The organism is Streptomyces sp. NPDC059009 (assembly GCF_042740175.1).
GTDB lineage: Bacteria > Actinomycetota > Actinomycetes > Streptomycetales > Streptomycetaceae > Streptomyces.
In genome coordinates this window covers 17,137-31,431 of sequence record NZ_JBHYJB010000025.1, presented here as the reverse complement: position 1 = coordinate 31,431, position 14,295 = coordinate 17,137, and the positions used below count along the sequence as shown (strand labels likewise).

The following is a 14,295-nucleotide window of genomic DNA, read 5'->3' as shown; positions in this document are numbered from 1 at the left end:
ACTACCCGGGCAGGGCGGCCGGTCGGCCGCCCTGCCCGGGCTTGCGGGCCACCCCGCCGAAGCAGTCGACCCCCTCGGCCGCACTGACCCGGCCGGGCCGCCACCGCGCCACGGACACCAGGCCGGGCTCCATCAGCTCCAGGCCGTCGAAGAAGCGCGTGAGCTGCGGCGTGGTGCGGTTGGTGCGGGGGTTGTCCGAGGTGCGGTTCCACTGTTTGACCATCGCGCGCATCGCCTCGGGGTGGTAGACCTCCGTGCTGTCGCAGAAGACGAGGTAACTCCCCGCCGCCAGCGCGCCCTTGAGCTGGTCGACGATCGCGTAGGCGCGCTCGTCGGGGATATGGGCGGAGATGCCGAGCAGCATCAGAGCGACGGGCTGGGCGAAGTCCAGCGTTCTGGCCGCGCCCCGCACGATGGCCTCGGGGGCGCGCAGGTCGGCGTCGATGTAGTCGGTGGCACCCTCCGGAGCACTGGTGAGCAGGGCCTCGGCGTGCGCGAGCACGATGGGGTCGTGGTCGACGTACACGATCCGCGCCTCGGGGACTATGGCCTGGGCGACCTCGTGAGTGTTGCTCGCGGTGGGCAGCCCGGTGCCGACGTCGAGGAACTGCCGGATGCCGGCCTGCCCGGCCAGGAAGGTCACCGCGCGCACGAGAAACGCCCGCTGGGCGCGGGCGATGTCGACGATCTCCGGGTTCACCTCGCGGATCTGGTCGCCGACCTGCCGGTCCACCTCGTAGCAGTCCTTGCCGCCCAGCCAGTAGTTCCAGATCCGGGCCGAGTGCGGAACGTTCCTGCTGATCGGCGGGCCGTCGTGAGGCATGCGGGCTCTCCCAGAGTTGACCAAGGGGCTCGACACGATAGCGGCGTCCCGTACGGGCGCAGAGCCGTGCAGTGTTTGTATACCGTCCGGCCGACGGGGCGCGCAGTGCGTGCCGAAATTGAGGCCCTCACAGGGTAGATAGCGCCGGGTCGTCGCTGTACTCTCACTCGAAACCCGCGCTTGGTATACCAAGCGGCGACCGTCAGTGCGGCGGTACACCGCGCTGCCCGCAGCACCCCCACTCCCCAACTCCCCACCGCAGAGTCAGCTTTCCGCATCCTGGACCTTTGGGAGCGCCCTATGGCCGCCGTACAAGACCAGACAGCAGCGAACGCGGCCGACGACGGCCCCGCGACCAGCTCCGGGCTCTACAGCCGTGACCTCGCTCCCACCAAGAAGGAGGGGCGGCGCTGGAGCGCGTACAACGTCTTCACGCTGTGGGGCAACGACGTGCACAGCCTGGGCAACTACGCCTTCGCCATCGGCCTGTTCGCGCTCGGGCTCAGCGTGTGGCACATCCTGCTGGCCTTCGCCGTCGCCTCCGTACTGCTCTTCCTGCTGCTGACGCTCTCGGGATACATGGGGCACAAGACGGGCGTGCCGTTCCCGGTGATGAGCCGCATCGCCTTCGGGATCAAGGGGGCGCAGATCCCGGCCGTCGTCCGCGGACTCGTGGCCATCGCCTGGTTCGGGATCCAGACCTATCTGGCGTCCTCCGTGCTCAGCACGCTCGCCAAGGCGATATCCCCCGGCCTGAGCGGCCTCGACGACAACTCCGTCCTCGGGCTCTCCACGCTGGGCTGGATCACCTTCCTCGCCCTGTGGGCCGTGCAGGTCCTCATCGTCAGCTACGGCATGGAGCTGATCCGCAAGTACATGGCGTTCGCGGCGCCGACCATCCTGATCACCATGTGCGCCCTGGCGATCTGGATGTTCCTACGGGCCGACGGCTCCATCGCCCTGTCCACGGGGCACGCGCCGACCGGCTGGGACATGTGGGGCGAGGTCCTCAAGAGCGCCGCCCTGTGGGTCGTCATCTACGGCACCTTCGTGCTGAACTTCTGCGACTTCACGCGCTCGGCCAAGAGCCGCACCGCGATCGTGCGCGGCAACCTCCTCGGCATCCCGCTGAACATGCTGTTCTTCGCCGGGATCGTGGTCGTGCTCAGCGGCGCCCAGTTCAAGCTGAACGGCGAGATCCTCACCAGCCCCGAGGACGTCGTGCGCACGATCCCCAACCTCTTCCTGCTGACCGTGGCCTCGCTCGCCCTCATCGCCCTGACGATCGCCGTGAACCTCATGGCCAACTTCGTGGCGCCCATCTACGCCCTGGTCAACCTCTTCCCGCGCACCCTGACCTTCCGCCGCGCCGGACTGGTGAGCGCCGTCATCGGCCTGGTCATCCTGCCGTGGAACCTCTACGACAACCCCACCGTGGTCAACTACTTCCTCGGCGGCCTCGGCGCCCTGCTCGGCCCCGTCTTCGGCGTCGTGATGGCCGACTACTGGCTGATCCGCAAGACCCGCGTGAACGTGCCCGCTCTCTACACCGACGACCGGCAGGGCGAGTACTTCTACCGGCGCGGGGTGAATCTCCGGGCCATCGCCTCCTTCGTGCCGGCCGCCGCCGTCGCGGTCGTCGTCGCCCTGGCCCCCTTCTTCGACGCCCTCTCCGGCTTCTCCTGGTTCATCGGCGCGGCCCTCTCCGCCGTGACCTACCTGGCCGTCTCCGACCGCCGCCCGCCCCTCCACGACGTCGACGGCGAGTCCATCGCCGTGGCCTCCGACTGACCGCACCCCTCCCCCCCTCGCCCCCTCGCCCCCTCGCCCCCTCGTCCCCTCTCTCCCTCCCCCGCTCCTCGCCCCACCCCGCACGAAAGGCCCGGCTGCCATGCGCATCCTCGTCGTCAACGTCAACACCACCGCCGCGATCACCGAGAGCATCGGTGCGCAGGCCGCGAGCGCAGCCTGTGAGGGGACCGAAATCGTGCCGCTCACCCCGGAGTTCGGGGCCGAGTCCATCGAGGGGAACTACGAGAGCTACCTGGCCGCGGTCGCGGTGATGGAGACGGTCCGCTCCTACCCGCACCCCTTCGACGCCGTCATCCAGGCCGGATACGGCGAGCACGGCCGCGAGGGGCTCCAGGAGCTCCTGGACGTCCCGGTCGTCGACATCACCGAGGCCGCCGCCAGCACCGCGCAGTTCCTCGGACACTCGTACGCCGTGGTGACCACGCTCGACCGCACGGTGCCGCTCATCGAGGACCGCCTCAAGCTCGCGGGCCTCTCGGACCGCTGTGCGTCGGTACGGGCCAGCGGACTGGCCGTCCTGGACCTGGAGCGGGACCCGGACGCCGCCGTCGAGGCGATCGTGGACCAGGCCGTGCGCGCCGTCGAGGACGACAAGGCCGAGGTCGTCTGCCTGGGCTGCGGCGGCATGGCCGGGCTCGCCGAGCGGGTCGTGGAGCGCACCGGGGTCCCCGTCGTGGACGGCGTCACGGCGGCGGTGACCATCGCCGAGTCCCTGGTCCGCCTGGGGCTTTCGACCTCGAAGGTGCGCACGTACGCGACGCCGCGCCGCAAGGTCTTCGCCAACTGGCCGCCACACCAAGGGAGTTGACCAGCCTCTTGGTCTATACCAGCAACACCCGTCCCCGTATCCTCGTCCTTGGCCAGCAGCACCCCTCCCCCACTCAGGCCATCGCCGCCTCCAGGAGGATCACGGTGTCATCACGCATACGCACCAGAAGCTCGGCGACCATCGGCGCCCTCTGCCTCGTCGCCTCCCTCGCCTCCCTCTCCCTGACCAGCGCGTCCGCCGACGAATCCGCCGCCGCGCCCCAGGCGGCGCCGAAGGTCGCACTCACCAAGGTGGCCACGGGCCAGAACCCCATCGCGGGCACCGCGGGCCCCGGCGGCAAGGTCTGGATCGCCGAACGCGCGGGAACCGTACGGGTCCTGGGCGCCGAGGGACTCGGCGAGCCCGTCCTCGACATCACCAAGGAGACCACCACCGACGGCGAACGCGGACTGCTGGGCATCGCGTTCGACAAGAAGTTCGCGCACTTCTACATCTCGTTCACGAACCTCGAAGGCACCAGCACCATCGACGAGTTCGCGATGCGGCACGGCAAGATCCAGCCGGACACCCGGCGCACCGTCCTCACCCAGACGCAGCCCTACTCCAACCACAACGGCGGCGACATCAAGTTCGGCCCCGACGGCTACCTCTACATCGCGTTCGGCGACGGCGGCTCGGGCGGTGACCCGCACGGCAACGGGCAGAACCTCGACACCCAGCTCGGCAAGCTCCTGCGGATCGACCCGCGCGGCGGCAAGCCGTACGCGATCCCCAAGGACAACCCCTTCGTCAAGGACCCCAAGGCCAAGGACGAGATCTGGGCGTACGGGCTGCGCAACCCGTGGCGGTTCTCCTTCGACTCGGGCACCGGCGACCTGCTGATCGGTGACGTGGGCCAGAGCGCCTGGGAGGAGATCGACTGGGCCTCGGCGCGCAGCAAGGGCGGCGAGAACTACGGCTGGTCCCGGATGGAGGGCACCCACCCCTTCCGCGACAACACCGAGCCCGCGAACCACGTGCGGCCGGTCCACGAGTACGACCGCACCGGCCTGGGCTGCTCGGTGACCGGCGGCTTCGTCTACCGGGGCACGGCGATCCCCGACCTCAAGGGCCAGTACGTGTACAGCGACTACTGCGACGGCACGATCCGCTCCCTGGAGATGAAGAACGGCAAGGTGACCGGCGCCAACGACCTCGGGGCCAACGGCGGCGAGGTCGTCTCGTTCGTACAGGGCTGCACGGGCGAGCTGTACGTGCTCGACATCGGCGGCACCATCTCCCGCATCGACCGCGCCTAGCCGGACACGGCCCGGCGCGAGCGGCCCCCACCGGCGGCGGCCGGTGGGGGCGGTATCTCTTTCGGCCTCGATCAGCTCGCGGTGGGGGCGCCCGCCACGCGGCGTTCGCCGCCGTTGCGCTCCTGCCACAGCCGGTAGACCTCGACCGCCGAGTCCTCGGGCGCGTGCCGCATGGGCAGGCGGCGCTCGTACCAGGGCTTGGCGAACTCGCCGTAGAACGTGTCGAGTTCGAAGTACGCGCGGTCGTCGACGTAGTGCGGCTCGTACGCCTCGCGGGTGGTCAGGAAGACGACCTCGGCCGGCGAGCAGTAGTACAGCGCACCCAGGCACATCGGGCACGGCAGGGCCAGGATGTAGATGGTGGCGCCGGTCAGGTGCTCGGTGCCGAGCCTGGCGCACGCCTCGCGGATGGCGAGGATCTCCGCGTGCGCGGTGGGGTCGTTGGTCTGGGCGACCTGGTTGGGGCTCTCGGCCAGGATCTCGCCGTCCTGGACGATGACGGTCGCGAAGGGACGTCCGCCGTCGAGAACGTTGCGGCGGGCGAGGTCGATGGTGTGCTGCGCGAAGTCCATCAGGGTCTCCGAACTCTGCTGAAGAGTGTGAGGGGGCGTCAGAAAGGCTTGGTCGGCAGGTACTTGCCGTCCAGAGTGATCACGGCCCGCTCTCCGCCCTCGGGGTCGGCGACCTTCTTGACGTCCAGCTTGAAGTTGATCGCGCTGATGATGCCGTCGCCGAACTGCTCGTGGACCAGGGCCTTGAGGGTGGTCCCGTAGACCTGGAGCATTTCGTAGAAGCGGTAGATCGTCGGGTCCGTGGGGATGCCGCCGGGGATCGAGCCGCGGGTCGGGATCGTCTGCAGCAGGACCACGGCGTCGTCGTCGAGCTCCAGGAGCTCCGCGACCGCGCGGGCCGACTCCGCGGGCAGCGCGTGCTGGCCCAGGACGGCGGCGGTGACGAAGGCCGGGGAGAGCCCGGCCGCGTCGGCGATCTGCTGCCAGGTGAGGTCCTTGCGGGTCTTGGCGGCCACGGCCTCGACGGCGAGGTTCTGGCGGGCGGTGGGGTCGAACTGGGCGTGGGACATGGGGAGTTCTCCTCAGGGACAGGGGATGGAGGTGCGGGCGGAGTGCCCGGTGGTCAGACGGCCGGGGAGGCGGCCTCGGCGGTCGCGTCCAGGACCTCGACGCCGCCGGTGGCGATGTCGAAGACCCAGCCGCGCAGGGTGACGCGCTCCTGCGCCAGGGCCCGGGCGACCGACGGATGCGTGGCCAGGTTGGCCAGCTGCGCGCGGACGTTCTCCCGTACGAGGGCGCGTACGTCCCCGGCCGCTGCGGTGCGGGCACGGGAGGCGTCGGCGTGGCGCAGCCAGTCGGCGACCGCCGGGGCGGCGGTCAGATCGTGGCCCTCGGCCAGCGCCGTCATCGCGCCGCACACGGAGTGTCCGCACACCACGATGTCGGTGACGCCGAGCACGGCGACGGCGTACTCGATGCCCGCCGCCACGCCCTCGGCCCCGGGCGTATAGGCGGGCACGAGGTTGCCGGTGGTGCGGATGACGAACAGCTCGCCCGGCTCACTGCCGGTGATCAGCTCCGGGACGACCCGGGCGTCGCTGCAGCCGATGAACAGCGTGTGCGGCGCGTGCCGCGAGGCCAGCGTGGCGAACAGTCCCGCCTTGGCCGGGAAGACGTCGCGCTGGAACCGTGTGACGCCCTGGCGGAGGTCTCGCATGGGGCCTTCCTTTCGCTTGCTGTGGCGGCTTGCCGCCGGTGCTGTTTGGTAGCCACCGGCACTGTCCGGTTTCCGCCAGTACTGTCCGGCTGACTTCTCCACCATGGATGACCTGGCACTATAGCGTCCAATACGCAGTCGGCATGCCTCCTATCGATGACATCTATAGGCGATCTATAGTCGAGGGCATGGCCCTGGAACTGCGTCACCTGCGCTATCTCCTCGCCGTGGCCGACCACGGCACGTTCACCCGCGCCGCCGAGGAGCTGCACGTCTCGCAGCCCACGCTGTCGCACCAGGTCAAGCAGCTGGAGCGGACCCTGCACACCCAGCTCCTCGACCGCACCGGGCGCACCGTGCGGCTCACCGACGCCGGTGCCGCCTACGTCGAGCACGCCCGGCGCGCGCTGCGGGACCTGGCGGCCGCCGAGCGGTCGCTGCACGACGTGCGGGACCTCTCGCACGGGCAGTTGCGGCTCGCGGCGACACCCACCTTCACCGCGTACCTGATCGGCCCGCTCACCGCCGCTTTCCACACCCGGCACCCCGGCATCGCCCTGACCGTCCGGGAGATGCCGCAGGACCGCATCGAGTCCGGGCTGCTCGCCGACGAGCTCGACCTGGGGATCGGCTTCGCGGGCCCGCATCCGCCGACCATCGAGGCGGCACCCCTGTTCACGGAGGCGCTCAGCCTCGTCGTCGGCTCCCCCGGCACCGCGGCGGACCACGCCTCCGGCGCTACCGGCCCGCTCTCGGTCGACGACGTGGACCGCCATCAACTCGCCCTGCTCAGCGGGGACTTCGCCACACGCCGGCACATCGACGCCTACTTCACGCGGCACCGCGCGAGCCCGCGCATCGCCGTCGAGGCCAACTCGGTCCACGCCCTCATCGACATCGTGCAGCGCACCCCGCTCGCCACGGTCCTGCCCGACGCCATCACGCACGACCACCCCCACCTCTCCCCCGTCCAGCTGCACCCGGCCCTGCCCACCCGCACGACCACGCTCCTCACCCGCGCCGACGCGTACCGCAGCGCCGCCGCCCGGGCCTTCGTCCGGCTGCTGCGGGAGCTGGTCGGGGAGCGCGGGTACGAGCTGGCGCCGGGCCCGGACGGCGACTGACACCTCGTATACAAAACACGGTGAAGACGAGGATGGAGGTGGACGGCAGCCCAAGCCACACCCCGAGCGGATCTAGATTTGGTATACAAACGGAGGTGCCGCTTCACCAGCCCGCCACCTCACAGGAGGCTCCCGTGCCCCACCCCACCGCCACCTCCGTCGTCTTCCGCGACGTCCGCCCGCTGGGAGGCGAGCCCACCGACCTGTATGTCGTCGACGGACTGATCTCCGACACGGCCGACCAGAACGCGCCGACGGAGACCGTGGACTGCGGCGGGAAGCTGGCGCTGCCCTCGCTCGTGGACGCGCACATCCACCCGGACAAGACCAGTTGGGGCGAGAAGTGGGTCTCGCGGCGGCCCGCGCCCGGCGGCATCGCCGACTACGCCGCGCAGGACGTGGAGTTGAGCCGGAGCCTCGCGACGCCGGTCGCCGAGCGCGCACACCGGCTGCTCGCCCACGCCGCCGCGCAGGGCACCCGCGGCATGCGCGCCCAGGTGGACGTGGCTCCGGCGTACGGCCTCGAGGGGCTCGAGGGCGTGAACGCCGCGCGCTACGCGCTGCGCGGGGTGGCCGACGTGCAGATCGTCGCGTTTCCGCAGCACGGGGTGCGTCGGTCGCCGGGCACGGCCGAGCTCCTGGAGGAGGCGGCGCGCACCGGCCTGATCGACTTCGTCGGCGGCATCGACCCGATGGGCTTCGACGCCGACCCGGACCACCCGACGGCCCAGCTCGACACGGTCTTCGGGATCGCCGAGCGGCACGGCGTGGGCGTGGACATCCATCTGCACGACCAGGGCGAGACGGGCCTCGTGCCGCTCAGGGAAATCGCCGCCCGCACCCGTGCGTCGGGGCTGGGCGGCAAGGTCACGGTCAGCCACGCGTTCTGCGTGCCGGGGGTGCAGGGTGCCGAATTCGACCGGCTGGCACAGGAGTTGGGCGAGGCGGGGGTCTCGCTGACGACGGTGGCGCCGGACAGCACGCGGGTCCTGCCGTTCGCGCGGCTGCGCGGGCACGGCGTACGGGTCGGGATCGGCTCGGACGGGGTGCGCGACGCATGGAGCCCGTACGGGAACGCCGACATGCTCTACCGCGCCCATCTCCTCGGCTACTTGGTCGACGCCCGCCTCGACGAGGAGCTGGAGGACTGCTACCTGACGGCCGCCCACGACGGCGCGGCCCTGCTCGGCCTCCCGCCCGCCGACCTCGAGCCGGGCTCCCCCGCGGACTTCCTGCTGGTGGACGGCGAGTGCCTGGCGCAGGTCGTGGTCGACATGCCGCGGCGCGACGTCGTGGTGCGGGGCGGGCGGGTCGTGGCGCGGGACGGGCGACTTGTGGGTGCGTGACCTGTGGGTGAGCGACGCGGGGGTGGGTGCGTGGAGCGGGCCGCACGTCGCCGGGTCCCCGGGGGTCACCCGGTGTCGCCCGTCCTTGAGCGCGCCGTCGCCCGCCTCAGCGGAAGCGGACCGTCACCTTGCGGGTCTTGGTGTTCCAGGTCAGGGTGCCGCCCTCGAAGGTCTGCCGCACACCTTCCTTGACCTTCGTCTCGTCGGAGGTGGGGAAGCCGAGGCGGCCACGCTCGTAGCGCTGCTTGCCGTACTCCTTGAGGAAGGCGCCCCACACCGGGTGGGTGCCACGGTGCGTGGACGCGTACAGGACGCCGCCCTCGAAGCGCTAGTACAGGCCGCCCTTGACGGTCTTGCCCGCGTCGCCGAGCGCGCACTTGAGCCGCCCGCGGTCACCGCCCAGCTGCTGCCACCTGGCACCCAGCGAGCCCTGCGGGGTCGTGCGGCAGTCGGCCTTGATGAACTTGGCCGTCAGCGTGCGGGCCTTGTCCATGGTCACGGTGCGCTCCGGCGCGTGCGGCCAGGAGGACTCCTTGCCGTCCAGGACCCACCTCTCGAAGGTGTAGCCGGGCTTGGGCCAGGCGGTGACCGTGACCTCGGTGCCCGGCCGGTACGGTCCCCAGAGACTGGGGGCCAGGGTGCCGCCGTCGCCGGGGGACACGCCGAGAGCCAGCGCGTGACGGGTCAACTGGCCCTGCCGCTTGCGTACTTGGCGATGGCGTGGGCGGTGAGCTTGAGCGCGTCGGCGCCGCGGTTGTGGGTGTCGCCGGTCTTCTGGCCCTGCCAGGCAACGCCGTCGATGTTGGAGAAGCGCGGCATCGTGGCACACCATCGCGCACAGGCGGAGTCGTACCCCATGATGTCGTGCCAGCGCTGGTCCTGGGTGATGTAGCCGGTGTTGAACGGGTACTTCCGGCTGGGGCTCTCCTTCTGCGCCTTCATCGTCCTGCGGTCGTGGTGCAGACCGAAGAGGTGGCCCAGCTCGTGGCTGACCGTGTGGTCGACGATGCCGCCGTACTGGGAGGCGGCATAGGCGTACGGGCTGTGGTCCGGGCCGAGGATGTCCTCGGGCTGTGCGTAGCTGGCGATGCCCGCGACGTTGTGGACGCCGGTGACGAGCATGACCAGGTCGGCACCGTGCGTCGCGCGCAGCTGCTGCGCACGCTTGCCGATCGAGTCGACGCCGCGCTCGGCGAGGTCCTGCACCCCGCCGACCTCCTCACTGTCCTTGTGCCATGTGCCCCAGCGGTCCTTGAAGGGCTTGTAGCCGCGGTAGCCGGTCAACTCCTCGGCGGCCACGGCGTCGACGCGGGCCGGGACGCCGCTGCCGGCGAGCGCCCTGTTCAACAGCCGCTCCGCGTTCTCGGCGGACAGCCGCACCGCGTCCTTGTCGTCCGCGTAGTCCTTACGGGCCATGCCGGCGGCCTTGGGGGTGTAGGCGAAGGCGACGTCGACCTGTGCGGGGTCCTTCCAGGTGGCCTGGCGGGGTGCGGCCGACGGGGCGCGCGAGGCCGAGCGGGGGTGGTCCGGACGCGGCCGGACGTCCGAGCCGGTGCGGGCCGGCAGCTTGGCGGTGTCGATCTCCTCGAACACGGTCCGGCCGTCGCCCTCGTCTGCGGGGTGGGCCACGTAGCGGTAGCGGCCCAGGTCGGCCTGTCCGGTCAGCGCCACCGGCCCGCCGCCGCAGGCATGCGTGACGTACAGCTGCACGGTCTGCTCGGGCCGGCCCTCGGCGTGGCCGCTCCAGGCGATGGAGCCTTCGCCGTCGTCGTAGGACTCGTCGGCGACCGCGTGCATGCCGACGTCGTACGGGTAGGTGATCAGGTCCAGCTCGTCGGGGAGGTGGTCGCGCTCCGGAGCGCACAGGGGCTCGAAGTTCGCGGCGGTCACGGTGATCGTGGTGGTGCGGACCACCCAGGGGCGGTCGGGGTCGGGTCCCGCTGCCGCGGCGGCGCCGGGGGCGGCGAGCAGCGGCGCGGTGAGACAGACGGCCAGGGCGGGCAGCCCCGGACGGGACAGACGCTTCATGTGAGCCTTTCGCGGTCCGGACTCCTCGGAATCCCGGAATCCCGGAGTTCCGGAATCACGTAATCCCGGAACCCTCGAATTCCTCGAAGTCGTCGCGACGGCACCTGCTTTTCACCCACCCGCGGGGTCCCACTCCGCTCCGACGGAGTACCTGGTCCGGATGGTCGCCCGGCGTCCCGGCAACCCGCCTCAGATCAGCTCTTCGGCGAGGAGATCCATGAGCAGGCCGTCCTGCCACCGGCCCGTACGGTGGTCGCGCCCGTACGCACGCATCACTCCCACCGGCTTGAAGCCGACCTTGCCATAGCTGCGGATCGCCGCGGTGTTGGCGGCCGCGGGATCGATGACCAGCCGGTGATGGCCGCGCTCGGTCACCAGCCAGCGGGCCAGCGTGCGCACGGCGTCGGTGCCGAGCCCCTTCCCGTGCTGCCGAGCCGTCAGGAAGATGTCGATGCCGGCGTGCCGGAACTCCGGGTCGGTCTCCTCCTCGAACTGAATCGCTCCGACGACTTCGCCCTCGGCGACCACGGCGAGCATGTCCTCGTAGTCCTCCGGAGGTGACCACCACGCCGCGACCTCCGGTTCGCGGACGATCCTGTCGAGCACCTCGCTGTCGCCGCTCGTCGCAGAACGCAGTACGACCTTGTCGCCGCGCAGTTCCATGCCCCCGGGCCTACTCTTCCTCGACCAGGGACCGCAGCGCCCCGAGCCTGCTGTCCCGTACGTGGATCAGGGTCATCGCCCCGGCGGTGTCGGGGTCGCCGGAGGCGATGTCGGCGTACATGCGGTGGTGCTGTGCGCGCATGGTGTCGGGCTCGTCGTTCAGGCCGAACAACAGGCGCAGCTGCCAGGCGAGTTGGTCCATGGTGCGGGTGAGCAGCGGGTTGCCCGCGAGGGTGACGACCGTGGCGTGGAAGTCGGCGTTCACGCCCGCCTCCGCCGTCGGCTCGCCGCGCTCCGCGGCCCGGTCCGCCTGGTCCAGGGCGTCCCGCAGGAGCGCCATCTCCGCCGGTTCGTCCGGCGCGCACGCGGCGACCCGGCGGGCCGCGAGCCGGGACGCCTGGACGGCGAGGGGCTCCCACACCTCGTACAGGTGCTCCACGTCGGCGCGCTCCAGGCGGCGCACCCGCATGCCACTGTGCGGCAGGAGCTCGAGGAGGCCCTCGGCGGCCAGGGCGCGCAGGGCCTCGCGCACCGGGACGCGGGACATGGCGAGTTCCTCGGCGACCTCGCGTTCGACGATGCGGGAGCCCTGCGGGTAGCGGCCGGTGACGATGCGCTCGCGGACGGCGTCGCGCGCCTGCTCGCTCAGCGGCGTCCGGCCGGGGGTGTCCGTCACGTGTGTCGCCTCTCGGACCGGGTCGTACGGTGCCCCGTCACGATACGTGGCCGGAGGGCGACCCGGTCGAGCGGCGGTGCTCAGTGGCCGCCGCGGTGCAGCCGCTCACCGTAGTGGGCCTCGAGGGTGGCGTTGCGCTCGAAGCCGCCGGGGAGGTTCGCGGAGATGTAGACGGGCGGCTCGTGGCCCTCGGCCGACAGCAGCGCGACGGCCTCGGCGACCACCATCTGCACCAGCAGGGTCGACGTGACGGTGGAGACGCCGCAGGCGGCCGCGCCGCCCGGCACGGGCAGGATCGCGTCACCGGGCGGCGCGCAGTTGTCGAGCACCGCGTCGGCGAGGTCGGCGAGGCGGTGCCCGCTGGGGTGCAGGGCGGGGACGGACCGGGTGTGTTCCATCGAGGTGAGCGCGATGAGGGGGTGCCCCTTCTCCTTCACCAGGAGCGCCATGTCGACGATGGAGTTGTTGACGCCGGAGTTCGAGATGACGACGAACAGGTCCCGAGGGCGCGGCGTGCTCAACTCGTAGAGCCGCTGGGCGAGTCCGGGGCGGCGCTCCAGGAGCGGGTCGGCGAGCACCGAGCGGTCCTCGCCGCCGCGCAGTACGAGGTCGGCGAGGCCGACGCGGGTCGTCGGGACCAGGCCGCCGGCCCGCCCGGAGATCTCCAGTGCCGTCGCCTGGGAGTGGCCGGTGCCGAAGGCGTGGATGACGCCGTCGGCGGCGACGCAGTCGGCGAACAGGCGGGCCGTGGCGGCCACCGCGTCCTTGTTGGTCTCCACGGCGCGGTCGATCGTCGTGCGTACCTGGTCGGCCAACTCGGCGGCGCTCAGCTGGGGTTGTCCGGGGTGCCGTGATTCCGTCACGAGGACCGACCTCTCTCGGGTGGGTGATTCGCTGATTCATCTATCTCTATGCAGTCTGAAACAATGAATCAGTGGCGAGGGTGCGTCAAGAGGCGCGCGAGGGCCAGGGCGCCCGCCCCGCCGTCCCGGACCGCGGCGACGCGCAGCCCCATCGCCTCCGCACGTGCGGTCACCCGGGCCCGGAGCGGTCCGCCCGGTCCGGCGAGGCCCCCGGTCATGGCGAGCAGTTCGCCGGGGCCCGGCTCCAACGCGCCGATGCTGGCCGCCAGTTCGTCGGCGGCCGCGTCCAGCAGGGCGTGCGCCGACGCGTCGCCCTCGTCGGCCGCCGCGGCCACGAGCGGGCTCAGCGAGGCGAGGGTGACGGGGGGATGTGAGTAGGCCCAGGTGGCGATCCGGTTGCGCATCCGGCCGCGTTCCGCCCAGGAGGCGGGAGGTGCGGCGGCGGGGGTTCCCGGCGCCACCGTCTCAAGTATGCGGCGGGTCAAGGCAGTCCACGGTCCGCGTCCGTCCGCCGCGCGCAGCGTGGTCCGCACCGCCTCGCGCCCCAGCCAGAAGGCGCTGCCCGCGTCCCCCAGCAGCCAGCCGTCGCCGTCGACGCACCGCACGCGCCGCCGTCCCGTCACCCGGGCCGCGATCGCTCCGGTGCCCGCGATGAGGATGAGTCCGTCGGCGGGGGCGCCGGGCGCCGAGGCGAGCACGATGTCGGCGTCGCCGTAGACCGCGACGCGTGCGCCGTCGATGCCGGTGACGGCGAGCGCCTCGGACACGGCGGCGGCGACCGCCCCGTGTCCGCCGCCGTCCGGCTCGCCCTCGTCCCCGCTTCCCGCGAACCCGCCCGCGACGGCGGCCACTTGGCCGCGCAGCGCGCCGGGCACGGCGGCATCCAGCGCCGCCGCCAGATTCCGTACGAGCTCGGGGCGCGGCACGCTCAGCGCGTTGCCGGGTCCGCCGTGGCCGGAGCCGAGCTCGCGGCCGGCGGCGTCGCCGAGGTAGGCGCGGATGCGGGTGCCACCGGCGTCGAGGCCGACGACGAAGGGTGGTTGGAGGGATTCAGCCATGAGTCCGCATGGTGATTGATAGATTCACTCCCGGACAAGACCCGGACGCACTCCTCGTGCCCGCACGACCTCACACAACCTCGCACGGCCCCTCACCACCCCGCACC

The 14,295-nt window shown here is 71.6% G+C and carries 15 protein-coding genes and 1 pseudogene; 5 read left to right on the top strand and 11 right to left on the bottom strand.

What is annotated here, in order from left to right:
• Window position 1: 1 nt before the first annotated feature.
• Complete coding sequence (locus ACFWYM_RS24145; protein ID WP_384840824.1) at window positions 2-823, bottom strand: SAM-dependent methyltransferase; 822 nt, start codon at window positions 821-823, stop codon at window positions 2-4.
• Between the two features lie 300 nt (window positions 824-1,123).
• Here ACFWYM_RS24145 and ACFWYM_RS24140 point away from each other — a divergent pair, with 300 nt between their 5' ends.
• From ACFWYM_RS24140 to ACFWYM_RS24130, 3 genes are all read left to right on the top strand, one after another.
• Window positions 1,124-2,614, top strand: a complete 1,491-nt coding sequence (locus ACFWYM_RS24140) for an NCS1 family nucleobase:cation symporter-1 (protein ID WP_384840820.1) — start codon at window positions 1,124-1,126, stop codon at window positions 2,612-2,614.
• Between the two features lie 100 nt (window positions 2,615-2,714).
• Entirely contained in the window at window positions 2,715-3,443 is a 729-nt protein-coding gene (locus tag ACFWYM_RS24135; RefSeq protein WP_384840818.1) for an aspartate/glutamate racemase family protein, read from the top strand.
• A gap of 104 nt (window positions 3,444-3,547) precedes the next feature.
• The gene (locus ACFWYM_RS24130; protein ID WP_384840815.1) at window positions 3,548-4,702 is read left to right on the top strand and encodes a PQQ-dependent sugar dehydrogenase; all 1,155 of its coding nucleotides are present in this window, start codon (window positions 3,548-3,550) and stop codon (window positions 4,700-4,702) included.
• 71 nt (window positions 4,703-4,773) lie between these two features.
• On the opposite strand, the gene ACFWYM_RS24125 is transcribed toward ACFWYM_RS24130, so the two are convergent.
• Genes ACFWYM_RS24125 through ACFWYM_RS24115 form a run of 3 tightly spaced genes read right to left on the bottom strand, consistent with a single transcriptional unit; the run spans window position 4,774 to window position 6,430 of the window.
• The gene (locus ACFWYM_RS24125; RefSeq protein WP_384840812.1) at window positions 4,774-5,274 is read right to left on the bottom strand and encodes a nucleoside deaminase; all 501 of its coding nucleotides are present in this window, start codon (window positions 5,272-5,274) and stop codon (window positions 4,774-4,776) included.
• 38 nt (window positions 5,275-5,312) lie between these two features.
• Window positions 5,313-5,783, bottom strand: a complete 471-nt coding sequence (cynS, locus tag ACFWYM_RS24120; RefSeq protein WP_384840809.1) for a cyanase — start codon at window positions 5,781-5,783, stop codon at window positions 5,313-5,315.
• A gap of 53 nt (window positions 5,784-5,836) precedes the next feature.
• Window positions 5,837-6,430, bottom strand: a complete 594-nt coding sequence (locus ACFWYM_RS24115; protein ID WP_384840806.1) for a carbonic anhydrase — start codon at window positions 6,428-6,430, stop codon at window positions 5,837-5,839.
• A 188-nt stretch (window positions 6,431-6,618) separates the two neighbouring features.
• Between ACFWYM_RS24115 and cynR the strand changes: the two genes are divergently transcribed.
• Both cynR and ACFWYM_RS24105 read left to right on the top strand, forming a co-directional pair.
• Window positions 6,619-7,554 carry a transcriptional regulator CynR gene (gene cynR, locus ACFWYM_RS24110; protein ID WP_384840803.1) on the top strand — a complete coding sequence of 312 codons (936 nt, stop codon included), beginning with the start codon at window positions 6,619-6,621 and terminating at the stop codon, window positions 7,552-7,554.
• A 32-nt stretch (window positions 7,555-7,586) separates the two neighbouring features.
• On the top strand, window positions 7,587-8,900 hold the full coding sequence (locus ACFWYM_RS24105) for an amidohydrolase (protein WP_384841123.1): 1,314 nt from the start codon (window positions 7,587-7,589) through the stop codon (window positions 8,898-8,900).
• Between the two features lie 106 nt (window positions 8,901-9,006).
• On the opposite strand, the pseudogene ACFWYM_RS24100 reads toward ACFWYM_RS24105, so the two are convergent.
• The 7 genes and pseudogenes from ACFWYM_RS24100 to ACFWYM_RS24070 all read right to left on the bottom strand — a co-directional run.
• Window positions 9,007-9,216 (bottom strand): annotated as a pseudogene (locus ACFWYM_RS24100) (LGFP repeat-containing protein); the annotation flags it as partial.
• Window positions 9,217-9,228: 12 nt separating this feature from the next.
• Window positions 9,229-9,588, bottom strand: coding sequence for a hypothetical protein (locus tag ACFWYM_RS24095; RefSeq protein ID WP_384840800.1), 360 nt, complete (start codon window positions 9,586-9,588; stop codon window positions 9,229-9,231).
• Entirely contained in the window at window positions 9,585-10,928 is a 1,344-nt protein-coding gene (locus tag ACFWYM_RS24090) for a M12 family metallo-peptidase (RefSeq protein ID WP_384840797.1), read from the bottom strand. Before ACFWYM_RS24090 ends, ACFWYM_RS24095 begins: the two co-directional genes overlap by 4 nt.
• A gap of 189 nt (window positions 10,929-11,117) precedes the next feature.
• Window positions 11,118-11,591, bottom strand: a complete 474-nt coding sequence (aac(6'), locus tag ACFWYM_RS24085; protein WP_384840794.1) for an aminoglycoside 6'-N-acetyltransferase — start codon at window positions 11,589-11,591, stop codon at window positions 11,118-11,120.
• Window positions 11,592-11,601: 10 nt separating this feature from the next.
• Window positions 11,602-12,267 (bottom strand): GntR family transcriptional regulator, encoded by a 666-nt coding sequence (locus tag ACFWYM_RS24080; protein ID WP_384840791.1) that lies wholly within the window; start codon window positions 12,265-12,267, stop codon window positions 11,602-11,604.
• 80 nt (window positions 12,268-12,347) lie between these two features.
• On the bottom strand, window positions 12,348-13,130 hold the full coding sequence (locus ACFWYM_RS24075; protein ID WP_384840788.1) for a sugar isomerase domain-containing protein: 783 nt from the start codon (window positions 13,128-13,130) through the stop codon (window positions 12,348-12,350).
• 68 nt (window positions 13,131-13,198) lie between these two features.
• Window positions 13,199-14,188: an N-acetylglucosamine kinase gene (locus tag ACFWYM_RS24070; protein ID WP_384840786.1), complete on the bottom strand. Its 990-nt coding sequence runs from the start codon at window positions 14,186-14,188 to the stop codon at window positions 13,199-13,201.
• Window positions 14,189-14,295: the final 107 nt, after the last annotated feature.